This is a genomic window from Ruegeria arenilitoris, assembly GCF_013032445.1.
Classification (GTDB): domain Bacteria; phylum Pseudomonadota; class Alphaproteobacteria; order Rhodobacterales; family Rhodobacteraceae; genus Ruegeria; species Ruegeria arenilitoris_F.
In genome coordinates this window covers 1-7,729 of sequence record NZ_WQCA01000058.1, presented here as the reverse complement: position 1 = coordinate 7,729, position 7,729 = coordinate 1, and the positions used below count along the sequence as shown (strand labels likewise).

General features: G+C 53.1%; 12 protein-coding genes and 1 pseudogene. 5 read left to right on the top strand and 8 right to left on the bottom strand.

Annotated elements, in window-relative coordinates:
• Together GOW98_RS25980 and GOW98_RS26435 are read left to right on the top strand one after the other, a co-directional pair.
• Nucleotides 1-157: pseudogene (locus GOW98_RS25980) on the top strand (IS6 family transposase); the annotation flags it as partial.
• Complete coding sequence (locus GOW98_RS26435) at nucleotides 133-1,197, top strand: amidohydrolase family protein (protein WP_217359740.1); 1,065 nt, start codon at nucleotides 133-135, stop codon at nucleotides 1,195-1,197. The pseudogene GOW98_RS25980 and the gene GOW98_RS26435, both read left to right, overlap by 25 nt.
• 16 nt (nucleotides 1,198-1,213) lie before the next feature.
• On the opposite strand, the gene GOW98_RS25025 is transcribed toward GOW98_RS26435, so the two are convergent.
• The 3 genes from GOW98_RS25025 to GOW98_RS25020 all read right to left on the bottom strand — a co-directional run bounded on the left by GOW98_RS25025 (nucleotide 1,214) and on the right by GOW98_RS25020 (nucleotide 2,193).
• Nucleotides 1,214-1,462 carry a hypothetical protein gene (locus tag GOW98_RS25025; RefSeq protein ID WP_170337317.1) on the bottom strand — a complete coding sequence of 83 codons (249 nt, stop codon included), beginning with the start codon at nucleotides 1,460-1,462 and terminating at the stop codon, nucleotides 1,214-1,216.
• Nucleotides 1,463-1,721: 259 nt separating this feature from the next.
• Nucleotides 1,722-1,940 (bottom strand): GDCCVxC domain-containing (seleno)protein, encoded by a 219-nt coding sequence (locus GOW98_RS25970; protein WP_254438177.1) that lies wholly within the window; start codon nucleotides 1,938-1,940, stop codon nucleotides 1,722-1,724.
• A 4-nt stretch (nucleotides 1,941-1,944) separates the two neighbouring features.
• The gene (locus GOW98_RS25020) at nucleotides 1,945-2,193 is read right to left on the bottom strand and encodes a hypothetical protein (RefSeq protein ID WP_254438176.1); all 249 of its coding nucleotides are present in this window, start codon (nucleotides 2,191-2,193) and stop codon (nucleotides 1,945-1,947) included.
• 164 nt (nucleotides 2,194-2,357) lie between these two features.
• Here GOW98_RS25020 and GOW98_RS25015 point away from each other — a divergent pair, with 164 nt between their 5' ends.
• Entirely contained in the window at nucleotides 2,358-2,747 is a 390-nt protein-coding gene (locus tag GOW98_RS25015; protein WP_170337315.1) for a MerR family transcriptional regulator, read from the top strand.
• Between the two features lie 190 nt (nucleotides 2,748-2,937).
• Entirely contained in the window at nucleotides 2,938-3,735 is a 798-nt protein-coding gene (locus GOW98_RS25010; protein WP_170337314.1) for a hypothetical protein, read from the top strand.
• Between the two features lie 248 nt (nucleotides 3,736-3,983).
• Here the strand turns inward: GOW98_RS25010 and GOW98_RS25005 are convergent, their stop codons facing one another.
• The 5 genes from GOW98_RS25005 to GOW98_RS24985 form a co-directional block, all read right to left on the bottom strand.
• Entirely contained in the window at nucleotides 3,984-4,658 is a 675-nt protein-coding gene (locus GOW98_RS25005) for a class I SAM-dependent methyltransferase (RefSeq protein WP_170337313.1), read from the bottom strand.
• A gap of 174 nt (nucleotides 4,659-4,832) precedes the next feature.
• The gene (locus GOW98_RS25000; RefSeq protein WP_170337312.1) at nucleotides 4,833-5,603 is read right to left on the bottom strand and encodes a DUF2182 domain-containing protein; all 771 of its coding nucleotides are present in this window, start codon (nucleotides 5,601-5,603) and stop codon (nucleotides 4,833-4,835) included.
• 28 nt (nucleotides 5,604-5,631) lie between these two features.
• Nucleotides 5,632-6,252: a DUF1326 domain-containing protein gene (locus tag GOW98_RS24995; protein WP_170337311.1), complete on the bottom strand. Its 621-nt coding sequence runs from the start codon at nucleotides 6,250-6,252 to the stop codon at nucleotides 5,632-5,634.
• Between the two features lie 231 nt (nucleotides 6,253-6,483).
• A complete protein-coding gene (locus GOW98_RS24990; protein ID WP_108861362.1) occupies nucleotides 6,484-6,678 on the bottom strand; it encodes a DUF1059 domain-containing protein in 195 nt (64 codons plus the stop codon).
• A 32-nt stretch (nucleotides 6,679-6,710) separates the two neighbouring features.
• On the bottom strand, nucleotides 6,711-7,124 hold the full coding sequence (locus GOW98_RS24985) for a GFA family protein (RefSeq protein ID WP_302479331.1): 414 nt from the start codon (nucleotides 7,122-7,124) through the stop codon (nucleotides 6,711-6,713).
• Here GOW98_RS24985 and GOW98_RS24980 point away from each other — a divergent pair.
• A partial coding sequence (locus GOW98_RS24980) for an IS6 family transposase (protein WP_170337309.1) occupies nucleotides 7,123-7,729 on the top strand: 607 nt, incomplete at its 3' end. The two genes, GOW98_RS24985 and GOW98_RS24980, sit on opposite strands and share 2 nt — an antisense overlap.

The window sequence follows — 7,729 nt, the reverse complement described above, 5'->3', positions numbered from 1 at the left end:
GCGTTTCAGGCGCATGCGAAGTTTACAGAAATTCGCCGCTGTCCATTCCTCCGTAAACAACCATTTCAACCAGGAGCGATCGCTCACCAGCCGAGACACCTTCAAGCTGACACGCACCACCGCTCTTAGCGAGTGGCGTCAACTTTGTTCCGCATAGGTTCGCGGTTTCTGTGGAAAACTGAGACTGGTTCGAATTCGTCTGACAGCACCATTCGCAGAGGTGCTTTAGGTTTCGCGGTTCCGGTTGGGTACGCCGTTGATGGGATCACGGCACGTGAAATTATTGGGATTCAGAAGCTTGCAGGCAAGTACGGTGTTGCAACCTTCGTACATGCTCGGTTTTCAAGCCAGGCCGATCCTCTGTCCGGTGCTCTTGCCACGTCAGAATTCATCTCGAACCTTGGTATCTATGGCGGAGGGCTGTTGTTCCACCACATTCACCAGCAGGCATTGGGCACCACCGACATGGTTCTGAACCGGATCGACGATGCACGAGCAAATGGGCTGAATGTTCTGGGCGAGATTTACCCGTACAACTTTGGCGCGACAATTGTTGCGGCAGACTATTTGGTGCCATCAAATTATGGACCGGCAATGGGGCGCACCTATTCCGACATAACCGAGTCGGCGACTGGCAAGCCACTAACCAAAGAGCGCTACGAAGAATTGATGCAGGCGGCCCCGACAACAGCTGTGACGTTTTTGGGTTCAACCGACGAAGTCATGCTTTCTGCGCTGGCGCGTCCGGGCACAACGGTTGTCGGCAGCGATGCGTTCCCGTTGACAATCTTGGCGACCGGCGAAAATGCGTTTGACTGGGACACACCCTACGAGGGTCTTGGCGGCCACCCGCGCGGGGCGGGAAGTTATGCACTTGTTTTGCGACTGGTGCGAGAGGACGACCTTATGTCGTTAATGACAGCCCTCGGCAAAATGAGCTACGACGTGGCACGTTTCCTCGAAGACAGCGGCGTCTCTCTCATGGCGTATAAGGGCCGAATTCAAGTAGGTGCCGACGCCGACATCACCATTTTCGATCCGGAAACAGTCACTGAGAATTCGACGATGGACGAACCTGGTTTGCCATCAACGGGTATTCCATACGTCTTGGTTAATGGCACCATCGTGGTCAAAGACAGCGAGGTTCTCGAAGGGGTTTACCCTGGGCAAGCGGTTCGCATGCCGGTCAGAAACTAATTGCAAACCTCGGTGTTCAAATTTCTGGAGTGCGGTTGCAAGCAGCAATAGTAGGCTGCCAAAGAAAACTAGCCTCATCTTGGATAAGTCGCTCAAGTAAAAGATTTTTTGTACCCGGTTCAACTCCAGAAATCATCCAAAATGAAGCTTTTTCCGCAATTTGGTCGTTGAAAAGGATGAGATAACCAATGATTGAAAGCAATGCGACGACACGCGTTATGTAATTGTTGGTAACTCGTTCGACAGACTGCCATTGGGTAGCCATGACTAAGCTCCAAACTTCAAGAGCCAACCAGTTTGATCGTGATCCAAACAATTGTATGCACTGGTTCAAATTTTGCTGTCGATATGCTGGGTGCGTTACAAGGCAAAGGGTTGGTCTGGGTTGCACGCAAAACTTTGCAAAGTCCGCTTTCTGTGCATTTCGGTCATTTTGGCAACGTGCAGCGTTGTTCAAAGAGGGCTCGGAGCAGACGTTCGGCAGAATTCAGTGAATGTCTGCTACGTGGACAAAGCAGACTTTGTCATCCGCAACAACTATCGCCATTCTGGATCGGCGGGCAAGGCACCGTGGCATAGGAGCAGTAGACACAACAGTCCCCTTCCAACGGCTTCAAGACCGCTGCGCAAGACTTGCATTCATAGAACCACTGGCAAGCATCCGTCGGCATAATTTCCGTTTCGCTGTGACCGCATTTCGGGCACGTCAGGGTGCTTTCAAGCACTGCAGTTTGCTCTGTCATTGTTTCACATCTGCATTATCAGGTAATCGTTGATCCGGGTCTCGTTAAAGGCGACGACCCAAGCTAACGCGGTGATTGCGGTCGTCCCCGAAAGCCACCATTTCAACTTTGTTAGGGAACCGCGCTGATAAGATACTAGCCACGATATAGCGACAAGCGCTGTCGAAATAGCCAATACGTAGTAGCTTGCCGCCGCGATCTTTCCGAAAATGGCCAGCCAACTGCCTCCTAGTCCCAGCAACATCATAGTCATGGGTAATACACAGCAAGTCGCGACGCCGAGTGCTGACAGTGATCCCAGATAACTAACGCTAAGATACTTTTGCATTTCATTCCCTTGACTAGTAGGAGTTGTCGAAGTGTCAGCCTCTCGTATAACTTCTGTAGTCGCTACAGGATCAAGACGGGAAAACTCACATGTTTGCGATTGGGGAAGCATCCCGGCAAAGCGGTGTCGGCATTGAAACGATCCGCTACTATGAACGCGAAGGGATCGTGCCCAAACCAGAACGGGCACCGAATAACCGGCGGATGTACTCAGCGCACGATGTTGGAAGGCTTCGTTTCCTGAAAAAATGCCGTGATTTGGGCTTTCCACTAGCCGATACAAATACGCTTCTCAGCCTGTCCGAAGGCGACGGAGAAGATTGCCGATCTGTAAAAGAACTGGCTGAGCTTCATATCTTCAATGTGCGTGAAAAGATAAACGAGCTGAAGCGATTGGAAGCAGCGCTGAACGAACTCACAGCCAACTGCGACAGCGGGAATGTCTCTTGCCCCATGCTCTCAAAACTGCGTACCGACTAGTGAAACTTTGGGCTCGGTGCGGTCATTCGTCGAATTGTCGTGAGTAACCGTACTGCGGACATGGTTGACGTTCACCCTCGACCAATAACTCTCTTTTCGTCGCGGTCTCGCGTCTGACGTACGCTTGACGACGCAACTCATATCAAACGATCATCGGCGAACCACTTTGCGGCGGCCCAAAGGATAACCCATGGAAGTATTTGGAAGTGATGCACAGCGACGCATGTCGACCATGGGTGAGCACCTTATCCAGCTATTGGGTGATGACCCTCGATTTTGTAGCCATGGGCGCGGTATTCAAATTGTCAACGAGTACAACGGGGCTTTGGATGATGCCGTTGCAATGGCCCAAATACTTGGCATCACGGCGATAGAAAGCATACCGCGTCAGGAGGTGGCAAAGACGCGAGAAGTCATTGAAAGTCAGGGATTAAAAACCGACACAATAGCTTGTTATCTTGGCGGACTGAACTGTGTTGGCATTGCTCGGAAAATAATTGCCACACGGGCGTTGCCCGAGGATTTGACCGTACGTGTGATTGATCGAGACTCTCCGCCAGAATGGCTTGAAGCTTTCGCAGAAGTCGCGATGAGCCACGGTGTTCTGCCGCCAATAGGGCCGGTTATGCGAGGATTGTCTCGCCCCGGATTTGCGATGGTCGTCTTTGACAGCTCAGGTGCTCCCGTTGCAACCGCAGGCTCAGTTCTGTGCCATCCGCCCAGCAGTAGGCTGCATCGTCGCGCTCAATGGGGGCAACTTTCGACCAAGCCTGAACGCATGGGTGAAGGTGTAGCGAAAGTCTTGGGGGCCAAAGCTATGATACACTCTCATGAAAAGCTTGGCGCAACTGGGTTCAAGACAGGCATTGCCCCGGGCAACGTTGCATCAGCACGGTTGTGCGAAAGACTTGGCTTAGAGGATAGCGGCAGCGACATAGTCGCGATCATCGACCCGAATGTATACTCGGAAGATCGGTTGACCAAGTGAGCCATTCGGAAGTTTGTTGTCGCGTTATATCAACGACACTCGCGCGAACCTTACTGAAACTTCTTAAAAAACTAAGATTAGGACGAGTTCTAGTCTGCATTGGGCTAGTTGTAGCCGCTTGCCGGAGGTTACTGGCCAATTGCTTTGCCGAACCCAAGGCCGCGTCCATGATTTCATCGAATAATCTCCAAGGATCGCTATGTGGGCACAATTGCCATACGGAGTTGGATCTCGCGGTATGGCAGCCGTTAACAGGAAACGATAAAGTGGTATGCGGCGCAGGGCTGGTGTAAAACGATCTTCCCATCAAGGGTTTCGACCGACCGGTTGAATGCGTCTTCCACGTCGGAAGAAACCTTTTCATAAGCTCTAGAACGATCTGGATCCGGCCAAACAATCTTTTCCAGGAACGCTTCGAAAGTCGGATATTCACGAGTAAGGACGTACTCTTTTTTGTTTTCCAACCGAAATCCGTCTACTCCGTCCAAGTGGTTAAGTGTTTCGTGAGAATGCGTTCGAACGAGGGTTTCGTCTTCCACCAATCGTACAACGTCAAACATTGTCCCATAAGGATAGGGCTCCACTATGTGCAACCGCCCACTGCTTCCAAGAACGCGGCGAATTTCAGTGAACGCAGTGTTCTGAGCCTCCACTGGAACGTGATGAAGTGAGAAGAACAAACACGCTAGGTCCTGCGAGCCGGAGTCGAGAGGTAGGTCTTCGGCAGCCCCAAGCCTAACGTCGATGTTTTTTGGAAGATCTTCCTTGGCCTTCGCAACTTTGTCCGGATCTATTTCTATTGCGGTGACTTTGGCCCCTGCAACGTACAAGTCTCGCGAATAGACGCCGTCACCCGCACCAACATCGACGACTTGAATCCCTTCAAGTTCGCATATCGATTTTAGGTGATCGATGTGAGCCATTGCCAACTCCAGAAAATCTGAATGGTCTTGCAACAGTTTAGCACACCAGTTCCCCTATTTCCGCTTAGGGTTCGGAGCGGAACTTAAACTCCCGCAGAAATTGCTTGTCCGGTGACGTGTTGAAAATTGCTCTGCGGTGGCATTTATTCAGCCTGTGAATGCACCAACGTTTCCTCAGGCGAGCATGATCAGCCACCCGCCCCAGACAATCAAAACCACGCCCAATCCGCGGCTCAGAAACCGCCCGAATGGCAACGTCTTTTCTGCCAACACTACGATTGTAAGTACGGCAACCCACGGCAGGTTCATGACGCCCAACACAAACAACAGCACCATCAGCATCCAGCAGCAGCCAAGACAGTAGGCCCCATGGTGAAGCCCCATCTTCGCGGCACCCAGGGTTCCCTCGTGCCAATGAGCCATCAAAAAACTCATGGGCGAGCGGCAATGCTCTAGGCAAGCGTTCTTGAGCGGCGTCCATTGGAACAACCCGGCAAGTATCAACATCACGCCGCCCACAGTCGGCGCAACCCTCCCCATCATTGAGGAAAGCGCGCCACCGGTGTGCAGCCACCAATTCAATACAGTCGCCGCCAGCGAGAACCCCAGCCAAACCAACAGATACCCCGCCACGAAGCTGCCCGTTGGCACGAAGGGTCGCCCTACCGCCTCCCGCTTCGCGCGGACCCGCTCGTAGATCATTACGGCGGGTGTAACCGAAGGCAGCATCATCGCGAACATCATCACCGCCCACATGATAAGCATGAAGACAAAATCCGCGACTGACCACTGCATCATCATCGGCATGGCCATGTCGCCAACCATCGTCATCGAGGACGAAACAAGCCCGAGGTAAATTGTATAGGCCCACGCCAGCGCCGTGAGCGCGACTAGCGCTGCCAGCACCAGCGCCCGATCTCGTCGTGCGACCCCTACAGCATTCATTATGATGGCCTAAAGATCCGGCCCGGCCTCAGCCGGCCCAAGCGACTTGTCCGACCACACCCGACCGGCCCGTCCAGGTCACGGGCATATCCGCGTCGTTCCAAGTGGTTCCTTCACTGGGGGCCAGATCACCTTCATGCCCCTCATGCCCGAAGGCGAGGCTGAACGCGGCGTTCTGCAGTTTCATCTTGTTGCCGAGGTCATTGACCAGGCGACGGGATTTCATCTCGCCCACACCGGCCACACTTGCAGTTATTTCGCTTTCGGCCTCGGTCACGCTGATCCCGGCGCGTTTGGTCGGAAGCCAGGTCGATAACAGGCTTGCCGGTACCTCCATGCCGCCGCCGGACGCACCCTGCAAGATAGTCTCCAATGCCGCCGCCTGCGCATCGCTGGCGTTTTCGTCAATGTACACTCGCCCGGTGCCGTTGGCGTCGAACAGTGTCGGCCCGGGGAAATGCAATGAGACGATCGCGTTTTGGCCAGAAAGGTCCACGCCTTCATGAGAGCCCTCGCTAATGCGTATCAACAGGGACGTCGCGCAATACCCTTGGTCCAAGAGCATAAGGTCAGCTTGTCCGAACCAGCATGGGCAAAGCATGTTGCAATTGCAGGTTTCGACGAGTTCCCCTGAAACATTCCAAGACATGATTTCTCCTCCCATCCCACATTTTCCACGGAGGCATTTTAGCAGAAAGGCTGCTTTTCACCAATCAACCAGAAGGTTAACCATGTCTCCTCAGGGCACAGAGCTACCTATCCCTACAGCTTACATGATTAGCTGGTTGGCAGCCCAAGCCGGTCCTCGCAATAAAGCCGCCATTCGTCGCCAAGCGATCCAAACCGAAATATCATTGGGTTCGAAGCTTAACTGATTTGATCATGCTGGTTTTATCAATGTTCCCAGGTATGCCCGAGTGTCGGCATCCCACGAGCTGGGGTCCTCTCCATGAGCGACCACCGCGTGGAGTTCCATGAGTTTCCATACTTCATCTTTGGTCGCTGCGATCACTTTGCCTGGGCAGGTCTCCATGCCCTCGCAATCCTTGCAGGCATATGAAAATGCGGTGTTCATCATTTTCTCCTCTTTCTGGACGGGAAAGTTGATCAAAACTCAGGAAACGTCGGGAGCCCGTCGTCGAGTTTTATCCATGGCTGCTGACGTGATACGAAGACGCGGGCCTTGGGTTGCGCAATCGATGGGTCATCCAACGTCACAGCAGAAAACCAAGCGTCAGCGCTCCAGTCTTGGCCCTCAACTTCATTTAGGGCGGCATAGGTCAACGTCGTTCCACATTCACGACAAAACCCTCGGCGAATACCCAGAGTTTTCTCAATGTGTTGGATTTCGCCTTTGATCACTTCAAAGTCTTCGGCGGCCACTTTGGCCCAAGTTACAAAGGCACCGCCAAGGGCCATTTGGCACGAACGGCAATGGCAATGACCCGACCAAACTGGCGGGGGTCTTGTCAGAAGAACTTGGGTTGAGCGGGGCAGGGGTGTTGCGTAGCTTTTGCCCATGACCAATCCTGCCTCTTTCAAGTATTTCAAAACCAGTCCTGAGATCATCCGTCTTGCGGTGATGCTGTACATCCGTTTCCCGCTCTCGCTTCGGAATGTCGAAGATCTGTTGCACGAGCGAGGCATCGACGTGAGTCATGAAACTGTCCGGTATTGGTGGAACAGGTTTGGCCCAATGTTTGCTGCTGAGATCAGACGGAAGCGTGTTCAGCAACTGCGCGCGTTCTCCAAATGGAAGTGGCACGTGGACGAGGTCTTTGTGAAGGTGAATGGCAAACGCCACTACCTCTGGCGTGCCGTTGATCACGAAGGTGAAGTGCTTGAAGCCGTTGTCACCAAACGCCGAAACAAAGCTGCAGCACTGAAATTCCTCAAGAAACTGATGAAGCGGCACGGTAAAGCGGAAAACGTCGTCACGGATCGCTTCGCCTCATACAGTGCCGCGCTCAGAGAGCTTGGCGCTACCGAAAAACAACAGACGGGCAGGTGGCTCAACAACCGCGTCGAGAATTCGCACCTGCCGTTTCGACGGCGTGAACGCGCCATGCAACGTTTCAGGCGCATGCGAAGTTTACAGAAATTCGCCGCTGTCCATTCCTCCGTAA

Bases quoted from the DNA above. Each gene is read 5' to 3' on its own strand.
- GOW98_RS25025 (WP_170337317.1), bottom strand. From the start codon at position 1,462: ATGGCTACCCAATGGCAGTCTGTCGAACGAGTTACCAACAATTACATA.
- GOW98_RS25970 (WP_254438177.1), bottom strand. From the start codon at position 1,940: ATGACAGAGCAAACTGCAGTGCTTGAAAGCACCCTGACGTGCCCGAAA.
- GOW98_RS25020 (WP_254438176.1), bottom strand. From the start codon at position 2,193: ATGACTATGATGTTGCTGGGACTAGGAGGCAGTTGGCTGGCCATTTTC.
- GOW98_RS25015 (WP_170337315.1), top strand. From the start codon at position 2,358: ATGTTTGCGATTGGGGAAGCATCCCGGCAAAGCGGTGTCGGCATTGAA.
- GOW98_RS25010 (WP_170337314.1), top strand. From the start codon at position 2,938: ATGGAAGTATTTGGAAGTGATGCACAGCGACGCATGTCGACCATGGGT.
- GOW98_RS25005 (WP_170337313.1), bottom strand. From the start codon at position 4,658: ATGGCTCACATCGATCACCTAAAATCGATATGCGAACTTGAAGGGATT.
- GOW98_RS25000 (WP_170337312.1), bottom strand. From the start codon at position 5,603: ATGAATGCTGTAGGGGTCGCACGACGAGATCGGGCGCTGGTGCTGGCA.
- GOW98_RS24995 (WP_170337311.1), bottom strand. From the start codon at position 6,252: ATGTCTTGGAATGTTTCAGGGGAACTCGTCGAAACCTGCAATTGCAAC.
- GOW98_RS24990 (WP_108861362.1), bottom strand. From the start codon at position 6,678: ATGAACACCGCATTTTCATATGCCTGCAAGGATTGCGAGGGCATGGAG.
- GOW98_RS24985 (WP_302479331.1), bottom strand. From the start codon at position 7,124: ATGGGCAAAAGCTACGCAACACCCCTGCCCCGCTCAACCCAAGTTCTT.